Raw genomic sequence first — 19,216 nt, forward strand, 5'->3', positions numbered from 1 at the left:
CAGCGGGTATCGGCGCTGCCGACAGGCATGCGCGCCCCGCCGAGCGACGCCGGCAACGCATCCGCCGCGCGCGCTGCCCACCTGCATTTGCAGCGCTGCCAGGCAGCCACTACCCTCGGCCGATTGTCCATCTCCGGGAGTGTCATATGCTGCGTCCGCTGTCCCTGTTGATTGCCGGTGTCCTGGGTGTGACTGCCGGTACCGTCGCCCCCGCCGTGGAGGCCGCCCCGGCCAGTCTGGCCAAGGCAACGACCCGCAGCGCCATTCCCGACATCGGCTACACCCGCTTCACCCTGCCCAACGGCCTGACCGTGATCGTGCACGAGGACCACAAGGCACCGGTGGTGGCGGTGAGCATCTGGTACCACATCGGCTCCGGCGACGAGCCGGCCGGCAAGACCGGCTTTGCGCACCTGTTCGAGCATCTGATGTTCTCCGGCTCGGAGAACAACAAGGGCAGCTTCTTCGCGCCGCTGGAAAAGGTCGGCACCACCGACATGAACGGCACCACCTGGTTCGACCGCACCAATTACTTCGAAACCGTGCCGACCACCGCGCTGGATACCGCGCTGTGGCTGGAATCGGACCGCATGGGCCACCTGCTCGGCGCGATCGGCCAGGAAGAGCTCGATACCCAGCGCGGTGTGGTGCAGAACGAAAAACGCCAGGGCGAGAACCGACCGTACGGCCGCGTGGACCAGAACATCCTGTCCCACCTGTTCCCGGCCAACCACCCCTACCAGCACGACACCATCGGCTCGATGGAAGACCTGGACGCGGCCTCGCTGGGCGACGTCAAACAGTGGTTCAACGACAACTACGGTGCAGCCAACACCACCTTGGTGCTGGCCGGCGACATCACCGTGGCGCAGGCGCGCGCCAAGGCCGCGCAGTATTTCGGCGACATCCCGGCCGGCAAGCCGGTGGCGCGCCAGCAGCCGTGGGTCACCCCGCTGCCGGCGCAGAAGCGTGGCGTACAGCACGACCATGTGTCGCAGCCGCGCATCTACCGCACCTGGGCGGCGCCGCAGCTGGGCACCGACGAGGTGATCCAGTTGGACCTGGCCACCACCGTGCTGGGCGGCGGCAAGACCTCGCGGCTGTATCAGCGCCTGGTGTATCAGGACAATCTGGTCGACGACGTGTCCGCCTCGGTGCAGCCGTTCGCGCTGTCCAGCCAATTGCAGATCCAGGCCGACGTGAAGGACGGCGTGGACCCGGCCAAGGTCGAAGCCATCATCGACGAAGAGCTGAAGACGTTTCTCGCGCAAGGCCCCACCGCCGACGAATTGCAGCGCGCGCAAGTGGCCTACCGCGCCGGCTTCGTGCGTGGGTTGGAAAAAGTGGGCGGCTTCAGTGGCAAGGCGGCGATCCTGGCCGAGGGCCAGGTCTATCGTGGCGACCCGGGCGCCTACAAGCAGGACCTGCAACGCGGCCAGGCGGCCACCGTGGACAGTGTCCGGCGGGCTGCCGCCACCTGGTTCGGCAAGGGCGACTACCTGCTGACCGTCTTGCCGGCTGGCAAGGACTTCGACCCGGCGGCCGAGGACAAGGCGGTGGTGGCACGCGCCGCCGAACCGGGCAAGCCGGCGCCCAAGCTGCCGGCCGCCGCCAGCTACAAGACCGTCGCCAGCACGCTGGATCGCAGCAAGGGCGTGCCGGAGACCAACCAGTTCCCGGACCTGAGCTTCCCCAAGCTGCAGCGCGGCAAGCTGAAGAACGGCATCGAAGTGATCCTGGCCGAGCGCCACACCATCCCGGTCACCCAGGTCGAGCTGCTGTTCGACGCCGGTTATGCCGCCGATCAGGGCAACAAGCTCGGCACAGCCAGCTTCAGCGCCGCGCTGATGAACGAGAGCACCGCCGCGCTGGATTCGGTGGAAGTAGCGCAGCGCCGCCAGCGTCTGGGCGCGATCACGGCGGTGGGCTGCGACCTGGACAGCTGCAGCGCCTCGCTGGATGCGCTCAACGACCAGTTGCAGCCCTCGCTGCAGTTGTTCTCCGACATCGTGCGCAACCCGGCCTTCAAGAGCAGCGATATCGAACGCGTGCGCGGGCAGTGGCTTTCCGGCATCGCGCAAGAAAAGACCCAGCCCAATAGCCTGGCGCTGCGTGCGCTGCCGCCGCTGCTGTTCGGCCAGAACCACCCCTACGGCATCCCGCTCACCGGCAGCGGTACCGAGGCGGCGATCAAGAGCCTCAACGCCAAGGACCTGCAGGCCTTCCACAGCCAGTGGCTGCGCCCGGACAACCTGCGCATCCTGGTGGCCGGCGACACCACCCTGGCGCAGATCATCCCGCAGCTGGACGCGGCGTTCGGCGACTGGAAGGCCCCGGCCACCCCGCTGCCGAAGAAACACCTGGTCGAGGTGGCCGCCCAACCCAAGCCGCGCGTCTATCTCATCAACCGCCCGGACGCGCCGCAGTCGGTGATCCTGGCCGGCCTGCTGGCCCCGTCCACCAAGACGCCGGACAACCTGGCGATCGGCGTGGCCAACGGCGCCTTCGGCGGCACCTTCACCTCGCGCCTGAACATGAACCTGCGCGAGAGCAAGCGCTGGGCCTACGGCGCCGGCACCCGCATGATGGATGCGCAGGGCCAGCGCCCCTACCTGTTCTCCGCGCCGGTGCAGACCGACAAGACCGCCGAGTCGGCCAGCGAGATCCTCAAGGAAGCCACTGCGGTGATCGGCGCCAAGCCGCTGACCAGCGAGGAGATCGAAAAGATCAAGAACCAGCGCATCCGCGCCCTGCCCGGCAGCTTCGAAACCACCGGTGCGGTACTGGGCGCAATCGAAGGCATCGTGCAGTTCGACCGCCCGGACGATTACGTGCAAACCCTCAAGCCGCGTCTGGAAGCGATCGATCAACCCGCGGCGCAGACCGCCATCGCGCAGATCATCAAGCCCGACGCCATGACCTGGGTGATCGTGGGCGACCTGAAGAAGATCGAGGCCCCGGTGCGCGCGCTCAAGCTCGGCCAGGTGCAGGTGCTGGACGCGGACGGCAAGCCGGTCAAGCGCTAACGGCAGCCCCTGCCCGCACCGCACGGCGCAGTTGTCGCCGTGCGGCGCGGCCTGACACAGCGCGTTTTCGCCGGCTGGGCTATCGTGTGCGGCCCTGCGCACTCCGCGCGCCCGTGAACGTCCGTTCCATGTCCGACGAAACACTACGCCAACAGGTACTCGACGGTTATCGCATCGTCGACAGCCTGCCCGAAGACACCTACCAGGACATCGTGCAGGTGGCCGCTTCGTTGTGCGAGACACCCATCGCGGTGATGTCGCTGGTGGACCGCGATCGCCAATGGTTCAAGGCACAGCTGGGCCTCGGCCTGGGCCTGCGGCAGACCGACCGCAGCCAGGCGGTGTGCGACTACGCCATCCGCGAGCCCGGCAACCTGCTGGAAGTCCCCGACCTGACCCAGGACCCGCGTTTTCGCGAGATCTCCGTGGTCACCGGCGATACCGGCGCGCGCTTCTACGCCGGCATGCCGCTGGTGACTTCCGACGGCGTGGCGCTGGGCACCGTCTGCGTGCTGGACACCGAACCGCGCCGGCTCAACGACACCCAGCGCACCGGGCTGCAGGCCTTGGCGCGGGTCACCATGAACCTGTTGGATGCACGTCAGCAGGCGCTGCAACAGCAGCGCGATGCCCTGCTGCAGCCAGCGGCCGAAGTGCCGGCCACCGCGCAGGCCGCTACGGACGAACCGTATCGACTGGTGATCCTGGAGGTACAGGAACTGGCCGCCCTGGCCGAACGCCAGAGCGAACGCCTGCTCGGCCGCAGCCTGCAGCAACTGGACCAGGCCTTTGCCGCGCTGGTGCAGGGCCCTGGCAACAGCATCGACCGGGTGACCGACAGCGCCGAGTTCATCGCCGTGCTGCGCGGCCCCGACAGCGAACGCACATTGCAGGCCCTGCGCGAAATGGCCGGCCAACAACAGGCGCTGGGCCTGACCGTGTTGGTGGGCCAGGCACGCGCCACGCGCGCGAACGAGCCGATCGGGCAGGTGTTCCTGCGCGCGGAAGTGGCGTTGAGCGCGGAAAAGGACCGCTACCGCCCACATCCGGCGTGACCCTGGCGTGGGGGCGTCGACGGATGTTGGGACGAGCCGACCTGCGAGCCGGCCTGGTAGAAGCACTCACTGGTAGAGGCACTCACCGTCAGCGGCACGACAATGGCACTGCTGGCGCCAGCTGCCACTGCGCCACGCGCTCGCTGCCGCTGACAGCCAAGCTCCTGCAACGCCGCCGCTGCGTTGCGCGCCTTGCCCAGCCAGCCCACCCGCGGCTGCGGCGCATCTGCCCAGCTCACCCCACCGCGCACTGCCGCAATTGTCGATCCGCATACCACAGCGCGCGGCGCGCCAGATCGTAGGCGCTGTCCAGCTGGCGCGGCAGCAGCTGCGCGGCCATCACCGGATCGGCGCCGTGGTTGAGCGCATGTTCGGCGCGTTCCAGATCCGACAGATGCGTGCGTACCGGCGACAGCAGCAAGGTGCGCCTGGACGCCTCGCAACGCGTGCTGCGCTGTTCCAGCGTCGCCAGGGCCTGGCGGATGCGGCGGCTGGCCTCGCCCTTCAGGTCGGGCGGCGTCTCGTGCGCGATGGGCGCGGCCTTGTAGGCATCGCCGGTCGCCTCGCTACCAAGCTCGGCCTGGTTTCCGGCCAGGGCAGGATTGAAGCGCACGTCCGGCGGCGGCCGCGCCGTGGCCACCTGCGTCTGCGGCCCATTGATCATGGCGTTGAACTTCTTCATGCCGCGGTCCACTTCCTGCATCGCCACATCGCCCAGCGTGCCATCGCTTTTCCAGTCCTTGGCGAAGCGCGTCTGCTGGTATTGCACCGGGTTGACCCGTTCCATCACGTTGCGTGCCCTGGCTTGCGCGCGCGCGTCGGCCATGCCGGGCGGGACTGCATCACCCGGCGGCGCCATCGGGTCCTGCTGCGTGTCGGGCGGCAGGCGCAACTTGCCATCGCGGGTGTACAGCTGGGCGGCCATCGGGTCGGCGGCCGGCGTACGGGCCGCGGCCACCTGGCGTTGCGGCGGCGGGGTGCGCGTGGGCGGCGGTGCACGACGCGCCGTCGCCGTCGCTGCCTGCGTCGTCGCACGCGGGCGCGGCCTGGAGTCGCGCGATGGCTGCGCCGGCGCCGGCGCGTATGCTGGCGGGCGTGGCACGAAGTCCACCTGAAGCCTGTCGTCATGTCGTACGCCCTGGCGCGGCGGTGGCAGGTACAGCAACAGGCAGGCGAAGAAGAACAGGATGGCGCCGGTACATGCAGCGGCGGCTGCATGCGCAACAAGCGCGTCCTTCCGGCGGATAGTCACAATGCGGCCGACCGATGCGATGAGGGGGAAAAACGGGCACGGCATCGGCGAGTGCGATGCACGACGTTCCAATCTAGCCGGCGCCGCGTGCACGCGCGTTTGAAATTCGTTGTCCGGCCCGCACTTGCCAGCCGCCATTCACATTGCGCACGCGCTGCTGCGACAGGCCTGTCCTGCAGGCAGCGCGCAACGCTGCCGCCCATGCCGCAGCAGACGGGCACGGCGCCCCCGACGCATCGTCCCTGCGCACGCCGCCGCGTTGCAATCCCTGGCGCGCATCTTGCATCGCGTCCTGGTGATCCAGTGCAACGCGGCGCTGCTCAAGCTGGTTGCCCGGATGCCGATAGGCCTGGATCGGCACACGTCGCGGCGGCGCGCCGGATCACCGTGCCGGCTTCCGTCACCGGCGCGTGCACGGGGTCGCACCCCGGTCCCGCCCGTTACCCCGGTCGTTTACCATGCCCCACGCCACTGCCCGTTCTGGAGATGCCATGAGTTCTGCCGCGCCCCCGTGTTGCACGTCGCTGCTCGGCCTGTCGCTGGGCATGTTCGTTGCGCCGTGCACACTGACCGCCGCGCCGCTGGACACTCCGGTCGTCAACGTGCCGGCCTCCACGCCGCCCACACCGGATCTGGCCTACCCGGAGCTGTTCCAGGCGGTGCAACGCGGGGAACTGTTCGATGACCAGAAACATTTCGTCGATTTCCTGCCGCTGCGCGACCCTGCACTCATCAACGCCGATTACCTGGCCCAGCACGACCACCCCGGCTTCGATCTGCGCCGTTTTGTGGATGCCAATTTCGAGGAATCGCCGCCGGTGCAGACCGACGCGATCCGCCAGGACACCGCACTGCGCGAGCATATCGACCTGCTGTGGCCCAAGCTGGTGCGTCGCCAGGCGCAGGTGCCGCCGCACAGCAGCCTGCTGGCGCTGCCGCACCCGTACGTGGTGCCAGGCGGGCGCTTCCGCGAGGTGTACTACTGGGATTCTTACTTCACCATGCTGGGCCTGGTGAAGAGCGGACAGACCACGCTCAGCCGCCAGATGCTGGACAACTTCGCCTACCTGATCGACACCTACGGGCACATTCCCAACGGCAACCGCAATTATTACCTGAGCCGCTCGCAGCCACCGTTCTTTTCCTACATGGTGGAGCTGCAGGCCGGCGTGGAAGGCGAGGCGGTCTATCAACGCTACCTGCCGCAATTGCAGCGGGAATATGCCTACTGGATGCAGGGCAGCGATGGCCTCAAGCCCGGCGAGGCCACGCGCCATGTGGTGCGCCTGGCCGATGGCAGCGTCCTCAACCGCTACTGGGACGAACGCGATACGCCGCGCCCGGAAGCCTGGTTGCACGACACCCGTACCGCTGCCGACGCGGGTGATCGCCCGGCTGCCGAGGTCTACCGCGACCTGCGTGCCGGTGCGGAAAGTGGCTGGGATTACTCCAGCCGCTGGCTGGCCGACGGGCAGCACCTGCACACCATCCGCACCACGGCCATCGTGCCGATCGATCTCAATAGCCTGCTGTATCACCTGGAGCGCACCCTGGCCCAGGCCTGCGCGCAACCCGGCGCCGAGTGCGCGCTGGACTACGCCGCGCTGGCGCAGCAACGCAAACAGGCCATCGATGCGCACCTGTGGAATGCGGCCGGCTATTACGCCGACTACGACTGGCAGACCAAGACCTTGAGCAATCAGATCACGGCGGCCGCGCTCTATCCGCTGTTTACCGGGCTGGCCTCGGACGCGCACGCCAAAGGCACCGCCACCACCGTGCGTGCGAGGCTGCTCCGTCCAGGCGGCCTGGCCACCACCGCAGTGAAGACCGGCCAGCAATGGGACGAGCCCAATGGCTGGGCACCACTGCAATGGATTGCGGTGGACGGCCTGCGCCGCTATGGCCAGGTCGCACTGGCGCGCACTATCGGCGAGCGTTTCCTCTCCCAGGTGCAGGCACTGTTCGCACGCGAACACAAGCTGGTCGAGAAGTACGGTCTGGACGCCGACGCGGCCGGTGGTGGTGGCGGCGAATACGCCCTGCAGGATGGGTTCGGCTGGACCAACGGCGTCACCTTGATGCTGTTGAACCTGTATCCCTCGCCGGCGACCACCCCCGCCCCGCGCAAGGCCAAGCGCAAGCGCGCGCCCGCCGCGCCCTGATCCGGTCGCGTCGCCCTGCACGCCGTCGCACGCAAACCGGCGGGTATCATGCGTACTCTTTCACTCCAGGATGGAACGCATGGCCGTACGCACGCTCAACGAATTTCTCGCCCACTCCAAGGAAAAGGACCTCAGCCCCGATCCCTTCGAGCTGGAAAACCCGCATCTGCTGGAAGTGCGCCTCAACGGCATGGTGTGGTCCAAGGCCGGCGCCATGGTCGCGCGCACCGGCAACGTCAAGTTCACGCGCGAAGGCCTGCTGGAACAGGGCCTGGGCAATCTGCTGAAAAAGGCGGTCAGCGGCGAAGGCATGCAGCTGATGAAGGCCGAAGGCCAGGGCCGCGTGTATCTGGCCGATGTCGGCAAGCTGGTCACGCTGCTGCGCTTGAACGGCGAGTCGATCTTCGTCAACGGCAATGATGTGTTGGCGTTCGAATCCGGCATCGAACACAAGATCACCATGATGCGCAAAGTGGCCGGCATGCTCTCCGGCGGCCTGTTCAACGTGCGCCTGAGCGGCCACGGCATCGTGGCGATCACCTCGCATTACGAACCGTTGACCCTGCCGGTCACCGCCGCCAGCGGCCCGATATTCACCGACCCCAATGCCACCGTGGCCTGGTCGGGCACGCTCACCCCGGAACTGGTCACCGATGTGTCGCTGGGCACGCTGTTTGGCCGCGGCTCGGGCGAAAGCCTGCAGATGCGTTTTGCTGGAGAAGGCTGGGTGGTGGTGCAACCCTATGAAGAAGTCAGCTTCCAGGCCAAGGGCTGATCCTGGCCCCGCGTAGGAGCGCACCCGGGCGCGAGGGGCCTTCCCAGTAAAGCCTCGTCGCGCCCGGGTGCGCTCCTACGACGCTTACGGTCGCGCTACGCGATCGGGCAACCCATCTGCACACAGACGCCGCACCGGGTAGGAGCGCACCTGGGCGCGAGGCCTTGACCGATGACAATCAAACTCCTGGGCTCCCACGATGCGCTGGCCACCCATCACACCCAGCCGCGCTTGCGGAACCACGCCAGCGGAATCAGCACGCTCAGCGCGATCGCGCCCAACGCCCAGAAGTGGTGGTCGTGCCCCTTGAGTTCGGGCATGTAGGCGAAGTTCATGCCCCAGATACCGACCAGCACGGTGGGCGGAATGCCGACCACCGACGCTACCGCCATCACCTTCATCACATTGTTCTGGTCCATGTTGATCATGCCCAGCACGCTGTCGAGCAGGAACTCGATGCGGTCGTCCATGTGCTGATGGAATTCGCTCAAGGTGGCCAGGTCCTTGTGCAGCAGTCCGATCCGCTTGGCCGCATCGGCACCGAACCACTCGGGCGCGCTGCTGTCCAGGTAGGTCACCAGCCGCAACAAGCCCTGCCCCGCGCCATGTAGCCCGCCCAGCTGCCGGCCCATGCCACCGACATGGCGCAGCATGCGTTCCAGGTCGCGGGTCTTGTGCGGGTTGTCGAACACCTGCCGGGTGGTCTCGGTGACGGCCGCTTCCAGGGCTTCCAGCCGGTCTGCCAGACGCCCGACCAACTGGTCGAACATGCGCAGCAGCAGATCGTCGGAACGGTGGCAGGGCTCGTGTTCCAGCCGCGCGGTCAAGGCCTCCAGCGAGCCGATGCGTTGCTCACGCAGGGTCACCAGCATGGTCGGCGACAGTGCAAAGCCCAGCGGCGCGGTGGGGCCATCGTCGTCCTGGAAGCGCGGCACGTTGAGGAACAGCACCTCGCCCTGTCGGCGCACCCGGCTGGAAAATTCGATCTCGCCGATCGCCGCGCGGTCCGGCAGCGCGAAACCCACCCGCCTGGTGGCCTCGGCGAGTTCCTGCGCAGTGGGCTGGCACAGGTCCACCCAGCAGCCCTGCGCGTGCTCGGTTCCGGTTATCGGGTGGATCGTCATCATGCGGCAGGCCCTGCTGAACAGTGGCCGCGAGCATCCCGTGCGGCCCCATCCACGTCAACGACGCGCACTCATCGACTCAGCTGCCGGTGATCTTCATCAGCGCGGCGTGCACTGGCCGCGCACATGCCACACGCAGCGCTCAGGCCGCGCCAGGCCTGCGCCCCTTGAGCGCATAGCCGATCGCCAGGACCAGGAACCACACCGGGCTGGCCAGCAGCGCCTGGCGCGTATCGGCCTGCAACGTCAGCAGCACGATGACGAAGGCGAAGAACGCCAGGCACAGGTAACACATCAACACGCCGCCAGGCATCTTGAACTGCGATACCGCGTGCTGCCCGGGGCGCTTGCGGCGATAGGCGATGTAGGCGCACAGGATCAGCGACCACACGAACATGAAGAGCACCGCCGACAAGGTGGTGACCAGCGTGAAGGCCGTCACCAGATTGGGGATCAGATACACCAGCATCGCGCCCAGCAGCAGGCACACGCAGGAGAACAGCAGGCCGCGCGCCGGCACCGCCGCGCGCGAGAGCTTGGAGAAACCCTTGGGTGCATGCCGCTCTTCGGCCAGGCCGTAGAGCATGCGGCTGGTGGAAAAGATGCCGCTGTTGGCCGACGAGGTGGCCGAGGTCAGCACCACGAAGTTGATGAGGCTCGCCGCCGCCGGCACGCCGGCCAGCACGAACAGCTCCACGAACGGGCTCTTGTCGGCCACCACCTGCCGCCAGGGCGTCACCGCCATGATGGCGATCAGCGCCAGCACGTAGAAGATCAGGATCCGCACCGGAATCGAATTGATCGCCTTGGGCAGGTTGCGGCGTGGGTCGGCGGTTTCGGCGGCGGTAGTGCCCACCAGCTCGATGCCGACAAAGGCGAACACCGCGATCTGGAACCCGGCAAAGAATCCGCCGATGCCCATCGGGAACATGCCGCCGTCGTTCCACAGGTTCGCCAGCGAGGCCACGTTGCCCGAGGGCGAACGGAAGCCCCATGCCACCAACCCGGCACCGGTGACGATCAGTGCGCAGATGGCGAGGATCTTGATGAGTGCGAACCAGAACTCCATTTCGCCGAACAGTTTCACCGTGACCAGATTCAGTGCCAACAGCAACAGCACGCAGGCGATGGCGGGTATCCACGGCGCCAGGCCTGGAAACCAGAACTGCGCATAGGCGGCAATGGCGATCACATCGGCGATGGCGGTGATGATCCAACAGAACCAGTAGGTCCATCCGCAGAAGAATCCGGCCCAGGGGCCGAGCAGATCGGTGGAGAAATCGATGAACGACTTGTATTCCAGGTTGGACAGCAGCAGCTCGCCCATCGCGCGCATCACGAAGAACAGCATTGCGCCGATGATGAGGTAGACGAACAGGATCGACGGCCCGGCCAGGCTGATGGTCTTGCCCGAGCCCATGAACAAGCCGGTGCCGATCGCCCCACCGATCGCGATCAACTGCAGGTGGCGATTGGACAGGCTGCGTTGCAGGTGATCGGGCGCAGACGGATCGGACATGGCACGGCACCGGCAAGTGAACAAGCCGTCAAAAATACGAGATCGCGCCGGTTGGCACCAGAGGGCTGCGCCGCCAGCCGCTCGGGACGGCAGGATGCACGGCGGCACCCATGACCACGCCTCATCGCGCCGCGCGGGATCGGCACGCGGGATCGGCGACGCTTACAGGTGATGGCACTGCAGGCAGATCCGCAGCACCCGGCGCAAACGACGGACCTATGTTCCAGTACGGCCATCTTCCCGACGTCGTGGGCACACTTCGGTTCGCTTCCTTGACTGCGCGCACGGACGCTGTGCGCCTGATGCTGGTCTGCTGCCCAGCCGTCCTCCAGGAGACCGTCATGCAACTGCGCAGCCATCTACTGCTTGCACTCGCGGCACTGACCCCGCTGACCTGCGGGGCCATGCAGGTCGATGCCCACGGCCAGCTCGTCGATGCCCGAGGGCGGACATTGCAGGTGCGCGGAGTGACCTGGCCAGGCTTCGATCGCAGCACCCTGGCGGCCACCGGCCTGCGTGACAGCACGCTCGCGCAGCAACTGGGTCGGATGCAGGCCTCGCAGATCACGGCCCTGCGGCTGCCGCTGTGCGCTGCCGTGCTCCAGGGCAGGCCGGTGGCTGCCGACGATGTGGCCGGCGACCCTGCACTGCGTGGCCTGAATTCCCTGCAGCTCGTCGATGCGGTGGTGCGCAACGCAACCCAGCGCGGCATGCAGGTCCTGTTCGCCTTTGCCGCTGGCGGCTGCGACGACGACGCGCCGCAGTTGGGCACGACACCGCAATCGCAGGCATGGATGCAGGGCCTGGCCACCCTGGCGCGTCGCTATCGCAGCAGCACCGGCGTGATCGGCATCGATCTTGGCAGCAGCGGCTATCGCAATGCGACCTGGGCCGGAACCACCGCCGGGGCGGACTGGGGCCGCATGGCGGCACGTGCAGCCGATAGTGTGCTGGCGCAGGCGCCGCACTGGGTGGTGGGGGTGGAAGGCGTGGGCAGCAACGCGGTGTGCAGCGATCCGGCACGCAAGGCCGCCGGCAGCAATTTGCAGCCGTTGGCCTGTGCACCGCTGCGCATCCCGGCCCGGCAACTGGTGCTACTGCCCAAGCTGGCAGGGCCGGACCGCGACGCTGCCGAGACGTTCGCGTCGCCAGACTTCGCGCAGGCGCTGCCCGCGCTGTGGCAGCGCGATTTCGGCCAATTCGCCGCCGATCACGCGGTGATCCCGGTCAGCATCGGCGGGGGCCTGGGCGATGGCGATCCGCGCGATGCGGCCTGGCAGCAGGCGTTGAGCGGCTATCTGGCCGGCAGCGGCCTGCGCAGCGCGTTCCTCGGCAGCTGGGAGCCGGGCAATGCCAACAACGGTGGCCTGCTTGCACCGGATGGCCGCCCGCGCGTGGACAAGCTGCAGATCCTGCACCGGGCCTGGGGCATCGCGCCGGTTGCACGCGCCGCCACTGTATCCACTGCAGCCGCACGCAGTGATGCCGCCTGGAACAGCACCTTCACCGGCACCGCGACGTACACCGGCTCGGGCTACTCCGGCGGTGCGCTGCTGCTGGATCCGATTCCAAGCACCGCCTTCATCACCGCGCTCAATCCCACCCAGTTGAACTACGGCGGGGTGAAAGCGGCGCTCGCCGGCGCGTCTCTGGAAGTGACCGGCCCCAAGGGCACGGCCACCGTCTATGTGACCGACCTGTACCCGGAAGGCGCCTCCGGTGGACTGGATTTGTCTCCCAATGCGTTCGCGGCGATCGGCAACATGGCCGATGGACGCATCCCCATCAGCTGGAAGGTGGTGCGCGCGCCGGTGTCAGGCAATGTGCAGTACCGCATCAAGGAAGGCAGCTCGCGCTGGTGGGCAGCGATCCAGGTGCGCAACCATGCCTATCCGGTGGTCAAGTTCGAGGTGAAGCAGGGCACGACCTGGAAAAGCCTGCAAAAAATGGACTACAACCACTTCCTGGGCGAGCAGCTCGGCAACCAGCCCTTGGTCATTCGCATCACCGACATCCGCGGCAAGACCATCACCGACACGCTTGCCGCCCTGTACGAAAACGGCAGCCCCCAGGCGTATTTCCAAGCGGGCAACGTGCAGTTTCCATGAGTTGCCGCAGCGATAATCCCGAACTAAACGATCTTGGTCCGCCGCCACCACCGCGACACCTGCTCTTCGCGCACCAGCGTGAACAGCCCGGCCCCCAGGATCAGCGCGATCCCCACGCCCATCGGCCAGTCCAGGCGGTCGTGGAACAGCAGGTAGCCGAACGCAATCGCCCACAGCATCTGGCTGTATTGGGTGGGCGCCACCACGCTGACCGGCGCCAGGCGCGTGGCGTACATCATGCAGATGGCCGCCAATCCGGCGAGCAGGCCATAGCCGGCCAGCAGGCCCCACTGATACAGCGACGGCCAGACGAAGCTCGGCAACATCAGGATGCCGCCCATCACCAATGGGCCGATGACGCCGGCACCGTACAGCGTCAAGCGCTTTTCGCCATGCCCGGCCATGCGCAGCGCGATCACCGAAATCGCCCCGACCAGCCCGCACACGATCGCCGCCACATGCCCGTGGGTGAGATGCCGAAACCCGGGGCGCAGCACGATCAGCACGCCGATGAAGCCGACGATCACCGCGCTCCAGCGCCGCCAGCGCACTTCCTCCTTGAGAAAGATCACCGACAGCACGGTGACGAAGATCGGCATCAGGAAGATCAGCGCAAACGCCTCGGCCATCGGCAAGGTGGTGAAGGCGATCACCGAGGTCAGGTTGCCGATGGCGCCGGTGAGCGCCCGTAGCAGCCATAAGGCCGGCTGCTTGGCCATCACCAGGTCGCGCAACCTGTCATCGGGCTTCTTCAGGAACGGCACCGCCACCAGCATCAGCAGCGCACCCAGAAACAGCACCTCGTAGACCGGCAAGCTGCCTTCGAGCAGCTTCACGAATGCATCGCTGATCGCATACGCTGCATAACAGGCGAATCCCAACAGCACACCCTTCAACATTGCCGACACTCCATGGTTCATACCGATCCGGGCGAGCGCATGGATGCGGAAAACGTCGAGTATGCGCGGTGGCGCGGGCCCACGAAACCGTAGCGGCCGTTGCCAGCGCCCTATCGAGGCACCACCGCGGCCAACCGCCTCGCCCACGGCCAGGGTAGGCAATCGGCGGCGGCGCGGCGGCCGATGTCCTGCCGCGATGGGTCGGTTACGATGGGGCACCCTTCCCCAGGCCGCGCACGCGTCCACCCACCGTGCCCCATTATTCCGGACCGCTGCTCACCTGTTCCGATGCCCAGGCGTTGCTGGCAGCACGCAGTGCCGGCCTGGCCACGTGGGCCGGTTCACTGGACCTGGGCCGCAGCACCGATACCGTGCAACTCGCGGTGCAGACCTGGCAGTGGCGCGGTCGCGGCTATCCCTATCCCGGCGCGCTCAAGGACCGCACGCTGTATTTCTGGGACGGCGAGGATTTCGCGCCGATCTCCCGCTACAGCGGCGCCTTGATCAAGCTGGTGCCTACCGCCTGGGGCGCACCCACCTTCGAGATCGATGGCATCAAGATGCTGCCGTCGGCGCAGCTGTCGCCGTTCGAGGATGCGCGCCGCAAGGTGGCGCTGGTGGACCCGCGTGGCAAGACCGTGCTGGATACCTGCGGCGGGCTGGGCTACTTCGCGGCGTGTTGCCTGGAAGATGGTGTGGCGCAGCTGCGCTCATTCGAGAAGAACGCCGACGTGCTGTGGTTGCGTACGCTCAACCCGTGGTCGCCGGACCCGGAGGCGGCAGCGGCCGGCGGGCGCCTGCAGCTGATCCATGCCGACGTGTCGCAGCAGATCGCCACGCTTGCGGACGACTCGGTGGACGCCATCCTGCACGACCCACCGCGCTTCGGCATTGCCGGCGAGCTGTATTCGCAGGCTTTCTACGATCACCTGGCGCGGGTGCTGCGCCGTGGCGGGCGGCTGTTCCACTACACCGGCGCGCCCAACCGACTCACCAGCGGGCGCGATGTGCCCAATGAGGTGAGCAAGCGGCTTGCCAAGGCCGGTTTCAGTACCCAACTCGCGCTCGACGGCGTGTTGGCCACCTTGCCCACGCGCCGATAACGCACGCTGCGCGCCGCGTGGCTGCCGGGCGGATCTGCAGACGCGCACGTTGCATGCGCGCGCATATCTCCCCGGTGGCATGCCAGAGCCAGACAGTGTGTCCAGCGCCCGCCAGCGCGATTCAAGTGCCGACGCCGACCGGAAGGAGAGCGTTTGCGGCGACGACACCTGGCCCAAACGCGATAAGCGACCGGCAAGCCGCCCGCAACGCAGGCGATAAGCACGGCGCCGGGCCGACGTGCAGGCGTCGTCGCTGCTGATTCGGGAGCCCCAGCCGTGCACGCCGCGGCTGCATAGCCGTGGTATCAGCTGCTTTCGGGAGCCGAGCAACGCGCACCTATGTGCTTGAGTCGCTGCTGCGATCGCCTGGCGGCCGAGCAGCCTGAGTAAGGAGGGCTTCCCGCCCTGCCGCAGTTTCCAACCCAACGACCGCCGGGCTCGAAGCGACGGTCCGCTGCTGCTGGTCGTCCAGGCCGAATATCAGGGTGCGATGCGCCGCCACGCCGGCCATCGCGCCGCTGGCGACGGCAAAGGCCACCGATGCGGCCGGGTTGGCGACATCGCCGCAGGCGAATACGCCTAGCACCGTGGTGGCCTGCAGCGCATCCACCGCGATATGGCTCCCCAATGGCCCATCGTTGCCGCCACAGCCCAGCTGCGCCACCAAAGGGCTGAGGGTGGTGCGTGGGGTGACGAACACGCCATCCAGCGCAAACACCTGGCCATCGCGTAGTAGCACCTCCAGCGATTGGCCCTCCCCTTGCAGCGCGGCCACCGCGCCGGCGACCAGCTGCACACCGCGCGCCTGCAGGTGCCGGTGCTGCGCCTCGTCCAGCACCAGCGTGTCATTCAAGAACAGGCGGGTAGCGCCCCAGTCCGGCAGCATCGCCGCCTGGTGCGCCGCGAACGCCGAGGTTGCCAGCACCCCGATGGTCCCCTGCTGTAGCTCGTAGCCGTGGCAATAGGGGCACACGAAGACCTGCCTGCCCCAGCGCTCGGCCAGCCCGGCGATCGTGGGCAATTGGTCGACCACGCCGGTGGCCAGGATCAGGCGGCGTGCGCTGTGGCGGCTGCCATCGGCCAGCGCGACCTCGAAGGCATCGGCCCGCCCACTTAGCTGCGTCACCTGCCCGTCGACCCACTGCACGGTGGGGTACGCCAGCACCTGCGCATGCGCTTCGGCGGCAATCTGAGCCGGCGATGCGCCATCGCGACCAAGAAAACCGTGCGAGGTCGCCGCGAAACGGTTGCGCCGTTGGCCGCCATCGACCACCAACACCGCGCGCCGCGCGCGCGCCAATTGCAGGGCGGAGGACAGCCCCGCGTAGCTGCCGCCAATGATGATTACCTCGTGCTGCATGTCCGCTCCCGGTCGCCACGCCATTAATGTACTTTTCGATGTTACATGAAAAGACAAGCAGCTCAACCCCTAGGGTGTGCTGCGCCCCAGGCCAAAAGCGTGCTGGGTCAATGCGGCGGCGTGCGGCGGCGCTTGGCTGTGGTCTTTGCCGGCTTGCCCGGCGTTGCCGCGCCGGCGCTGCATAAGGCATCGAACTCGCTGGCCAGGGCGGCCAGTGTCACCGACCCCAGGCGATGCAGCAGCCGCGCTTCGGCATCGGCCAGCGCATCGGCGATCGCCGCGTTCACAACGCGCTCCACTCGGCACTGCGGGTTGGACTGGTCGGCGCCGATCGCAAACAGATGCGGGCCGCCGACTGCGCGATGCACATCCAGCAGCGTCACCTGCGCCAGATCGCAGGCAATCTGCCAGCCACCGTTGTGGCCCTTGCTCGATTGCACATAACCGGCACTGCGCAGCCCGGCCATGGTTCGGCGCACCACCACCGCATTGGTCGACAACATGCCGGCGATCTGCTCGGAGGTCATCGGCTGCGCGCTTCTGGCCATGTGCAGCAGCACATGCAACATGCGGGAGAGGCGGCTATCGGTGCGCATGCGGTCCTGGGGTGTTCGGCTGGTTCACGGCAACGACCTGCTGTCGTCACTGCACGATTGTGCCGCAGCACCACGGCATTGTCGCAACACGGCGGTGCGCCGCAGGCTCAGCACACCGCCCATTGATCGCGCCCGGCGGTCTTGGCGGCATACAGTGCCAGATCGGCCTGGCCGAGCAGCAGGTCCAGCTCGGTCGTGGCGCCCGCCGTCGCCATTGCCACATTGACGGCCCCCATCGAGAACCGCACCGACTGGCTTTTGGGCAGGCCCGGGATCTGGATCGCGGCCACGGCATCGCGCAGGCGTGCGAACACCGCCGGCAATTCGTCCGGGCTGCAGCCCGGCAGCACCAGCAGGAATTCTTCCCCGCCCAATCGACCCAGCCGCTCCTGTGCACGCAGCGCCCGTCGGGAGGCGCTGGCCAGCGCCTTGAGCACGGCATCGCCGCTGGCATGGCCGTGCACGTCGTTGATGCGCTTGAAGTGGTCCAGGTCGATCAGGGCCAGCATGCACGGCGTGCGGGCGCGCACGGCATGATCGATCTGCTGCTGCGCTCTGGCGCGGATGGCGCGGCGGTTAGGCAGGCCGGTGAGTTCGTCGCGCATCGCCAGCCGCGACAACTGGCGGCGGTGCCGCGCACCGAATGCCAGGACCACCAGTGCGGCGAGCAGCAGCAGGCAGGTAGCACACAAGGCGATCCACAAGGTACGCTGGCCTGCTTCGCGCGCCTGCAGTGCCAGCTGCGCGATCTCGCTGCGGCGCCGCAGTTCGGCGGTTTCCACGCTGCGGCGCGCATCGTCGTAGCGTGCCTGCAAGCGCAGCATCACCGTGTCGCGCTGATGGCTCAGGCTCTGCGCGCGAAGCGCATTGGCGCGTTGCAGCTCCTGATACGCCTCGGCATGCCGCCCTTCGGCGGCCAGTGCCTGCGCAATGGCATCGACCAGCTCCACGCGGCCGGACACGGCGAGCGTCGTCTTGTCCGCGCCGCGCGCGGCGGTAATCGCATCGCGCAGGCCGTCGGCCTTCAAGGCGGTCAGCGCCCGCAGCAACACCGCATGGCAGGCCGCCACCCGGCCCACGTTGCCCTGCGCCTGCATCTGCGGCAAGGCCTCACGCGCCATCGCCAGGGCGGCACCGGCATCGCCGGTCTGGATGAGCGCTTCGCTGGCGCTGGTCAATGCGGCGGCGACCCCGGCCTGATCGTCCAACTCGCGGCTGAGGGCCAGCGCGCGCCGGAAATGCAGCAACGCGACTGCCGGCTGCCGCTCTGCCAGCGAGGTGCCGTATTCGTATTCGATCAGGCTGCGCTGGAAGCGCGAAGGATGCCCGTGCAGGCGCGTCAGGGCGCGCTGCAGGTAGTCCTGTGCATCGTTGACGTCGGCCACCCGGCCAGAGACGCGGCTGGCCAGCGCGCCCAACTGGGTCAACGCGTCCAGTTCCAACGCCAGCACCTGTTCGCGCACGGCGCATTGGTAGCTGGCCTGCGCTGCATTCCAGGCTTCATCGCTGCTACCGGAGGCGAGCATGCTCCACATGTCGACCGTTTCGATCTCGCACAGCAGATCGCTGCGCCCCATCGCGCGCGCCTGCCGGCGCAAGGCATCGAGCCGGCCCACCATGTCGCGATTGGGATTGTCGCGCACATCGCTGAGCGCCTGCACGATCTCCAACCACAGTTGCGCCTGCGCGGCGTTGCCGTGCAAATGCGCGCGCAGGCCGCGGGCACGGGCCAGCGCCGCCTGCCGGCCAGCATTGTCCTCCAGCGAGATCAGCACCCGCGCCTGTGCCAGCAGCGCCCAGAACTGCGCATCGCGATTGCCATCGCGATCGGCCTAGTGCAGCACTTGCCGTGACAGCCCCAGCGCCGCCACCGGATCGTCGAGCGCGGCCAGTTCGATGGTCTTCCAGGGTTGTGGCTGCGCCCAGGCCACCATGCCGTGCAGCAGCAACACCGCGCCGGCGAGCAACCGCCAGCTGCCCTGCACCCACCCCCTCACCTGCGCAACCGCGCGCACCGCAGACGCATCGGCGTCGCGCGCATGCGTGCGGACCGGCAGCAGCTGGCGGTTTGCTGGCGCATTGCGGGCACTCCCTGGGTCGGACAGCGGTGATTCCGGCAAGGCCCACAGCACGGCACTGCGACCTCGATGGCGAATGATTGCAATGATGGCCATCGGTCACGCCAGATCGTGTGAGCGCCCCGCAGCGTATGAGCGCCGCGCAGATGGACGGGG

Annotated in this window: 11 protein-coding genes and 2 pseudogenes; 6 read left to right on the forward strand and 7 right to left on the reverse strand. The window is 67.6% G+C overall.

Going from position 1 to position 19,216, the window contains the following annotated elements:
- Positions 1-146: 146 nt before the first annotated feature.
- Positions 147-3,026, forward strand: a complete 2,880-nt coding sequence (locus ACCQ13_RS16735) for a M16 family metallopeptidase (protein ID WP_159407597.1) — start codon at positions 147-149, stop codon at positions 3,024-3,026.
- A gap of 128 nt (positions 3,027-3,154) precedes the next feature.
- Positions 3,155-4,081 (forward strand): GAF domain-containing protein, encoded by a 927-nt coding sequence (locus ACCQ13_RS16740; RefSeq protein ID WP_159407598.1) that lies wholly within the window; start codon positions 3,155-3,157, stop codon positions 4,079-4,081.
- Between the two features lie 235 nt (positions 4,082-4,316).
- Here the strand turns inward: ACCQ13_RS16740 and ACCQ13_RS16745 are convergent, their stop codons facing one another.
- Positions 4,317-5,333: a hypothetical protein gene (locus ACCQ13_RS16745; protein WP_167526950.1), complete on the reverse strand. Its 1,017-nt coding sequence runs from the start codon at positions 5,331-5,333 to the stop codon at positions 4,317-4,319.
- 491 nt (positions 5,334-5,824) lie between these two features.
- Here ACCQ13_RS16745 and treA point away from each other — a divergent pair, with 491 nt between their 5' ends.
- Together treA and ACCQ13_RS16755 are read left to right on the forward strand one after the other, a co-directional pair.
- Positions 5,825-7,498: an alpha,alpha-trehalase TreA gene (treA, locus tag ACCQ13_RS16750; protein ID WP_104602484.1), complete on the forward strand. Its 1,674-nt coding sequence runs from the start codon at positions 5,825-5,827 to the stop codon at positions 7,496-7,498.
- A gap of 79 nt (positions 7,499-7,577) precedes the next feature.
- Entirely contained in the window at positions 7,578-8,273 is a 696-nt protein-coding gene (locus ACCQ13_RS16755; protein ID WP_104602508.1) for an AIM24 family protein, read from the forward strand.
- 215 nt (positions 8,274-8,488) lie between these two features.
- On the opposite strand, the gene ACCQ13_RS16760 is transcribed toward ACCQ13_RS16755, so the two are convergent.
- Positions 8,489-9,400 carry a CorA family divalent cation transporter gene (locus ACCQ13_RS16760; protein ID WP_159407599.1) on the reverse strand — a complete coding sequence of 304 codons (912 nt, stop codon included), beginning with the start codon at positions 9,398-9,400 and terminating at the stop codon, positions 8,489-8,491.
- A 139-nt stretch (positions 9,401-9,539) separates the two neighbouring features.
- Complete coding sequence (gene cycA, locus ACCQ13_RS16765; RefSeq protein WP_104602486.1) at positions 9,540-10,916, reverse strand: D-serine/D-alanine/glycine transporter; 1,377 nt, start codon at positions 10,914-10,916, stop codon at positions 9,540-9,542.
- A 341-nt stretch (positions 10,917-11,257) separates the two neighbouring features.
- On the opposite strand from cycA, the gene ACCQ13_RS16770 reads away from it, so the two are divergent.
- Positions 11,258-13,024, forward strand: a complete 1,767-nt coding sequence (locus tag ACCQ13_RS16770; protein ID WP_274391986.1) for an expansin EXLX1 family cellulose-binding protein — start codon at positions 11,258-11,260, stop codon at positions 13,022-13,024.
- A gap of 23 nt (positions 13,025-13,047) precedes the next feature.
- Here the strand turns inward: ACCQ13_RS16770 and ACCQ13_RS16775 are convergent, their stop codons facing one another.
- Positions 13,048-13,923, reverse strand: a complete 876-nt coding sequence (locus ACCQ13_RS16775) for a DMT family transporter (protein WP_167526951.1) — start codon at positions 13,921-13,923, stop codon at positions 13,048-13,050.
- A 251-nt stretch (positions 13,924-14,174) separates the two neighbouring features.
- Between ACCQ13_RS16775 and ACCQ13_RS16780 the strand changes: the two genes are divergently transcribed.
- Positions 14,175-15,026 (forward strand): class I SAM-dependent methyltransferase, encoded by an 852-nt coding sequence (locus ACCQ13_RS16780; RefSeq protein ID WP_159407601.1) that lies wholly within the window; start codon positions 14,175-14,177, stop codon positions 15,024-15,026.
- A gap of 469 nt (positions 15,027-15,495) precedes the next feature.
- Here ACCQ13_RS16780 and ACCQ13_RS16785 read toward each other — a convergent pair.
- From ACCQ13_RS16785 to ACCQ13_RS16795, 3 genes and pseudogenes are all read right to left on the reverse strand, one after another.
- A pseudogene (locus ACCQ13_RS16785) lies at positions 15,496-16,386 on the reverse strand (NAD(P)/FAD-dependent oxidoreductase); the annotation flags it as partial.
- 107 nt (positions 16,387-16,493) lie between these two features.
- Complete coding sequence (locus ACCQ13_RS16790) at positions 16,494-16,982, reverse strand: Rrf2 family transcriptional regulator (RefSeq protein WP_104604011.1); 489 nt, start codon at positions 16,980-16,982, stop codon at positions 16,494-16,496.
- Between the two features lie 107 nt (positions 16,983-17,089).
- Positions 17,090-19,109 (reverse strand): annotated as a pseudogene (locus ACCQ13_RS16795) (diguanylate cyclase).
- Positions 19,110-19,216: the final 107 nt, after the last annotated feature.

The organism is Xanthomonas sp. NCPPB 1638, assembly GCF_041475635.2.
Classification (GTDB): Bacteria; Pseudomonadota; Gammaproteobacteria; order Xanthomonadales; family Xanthomonadaceae; genus Xanthomonas; species Xanthomonas cucurbitae.